This window comes from Micromonospora sp. SL1-18, from assembly GCF_047921505.1.
In the GTDB taxonomy this organism is placed as follows: Bacteria; Actinomycetota; Actinomycetes; order Mycobacteriales; family Micromonosporaceae; genus Micromonospora.
This window is the reverse complement of sequence record NZ_JBLROA010000195.1, coordinates 1-732: the sequence shown is the minus strand read 5'-3', so window position 1 is coordinate 732 and position 732 is coordinate 1. Positions and strand designations below refer to the sequence as shown.

Genomic DNA, 732 nt, shown 5'->3' with positions numbered 1-732 from the left:
CGGTTCGGTGTGTTGGCCAATGCGTGGAAGGAAACCGTCCGTGACGCGATGGGCGACATCTCGGCGAACATGGAGGCGGCCAAGGTCAAGGTCCGGCGGGCGATCGCCCGGCGAACCAACGACCCGGCCGAGCTGAAGCGGATGTTCACCGCGCTGAAGGCCGACCGGTGGGCGGACGACCTGTTCTTGGCGCGGCAGATGCGCCAGCACTGGAAGCGTGGGAAGAATCGCACGCACGATCAGATTGTGGTGCGGGCCGACAACTACAACACGATCATCGACGGGCGGGGCCGCTTATGGCTGGCGGTGCCCGGCATTGAGCCCCGCCGAATGGTCCGGATTCCGCTGTCCACCACGGTCGCGCCGACGGGGACGCTGCGGTTGATTATGCGCGGCGGGCGGGTGGAGGTGCACTACCAGATCGACGCCTCCCAGGTGCGCTCGTCGCACCGGCCCCGCGGTGAGGCGACGGTCGGTGTGGACAAGGGCTACACCGAGGCCCTCACCGACTCCGACGGCGATCCCCACGGTGAACGGCTCGGTGAACTGCTGACCAGCGAGTCGGATCGGTTGAAGGAACGCAACCGGCGCCGGGCGAAGCTGCGCTCGATAGCCAACACCGCCGCCGCCCGTGGTAATCACGCGAAGGCGCACCGAATCGCGGCCAACAATCTCGGCACCGTGAAACGGGACCGGCAGGCCGCCCGCCACCGGGCGCAGGTGCGGACGGAG

1 protein-coding gene is annotated in these 732 nt (G+C 68.3%); it reads left to right on the top strand.

The features are described 5' to 3' along the window. Nucleotides 1-141 precede the first annotated feature (141 nt). Nucleotides 142-732 (top strand): hypothetical protein (locus ACNAW0_RS30510; RefSeq protein ID WP_416291503.1); only part of this gene is annotated, 591 nt, incomplete at its 3' end.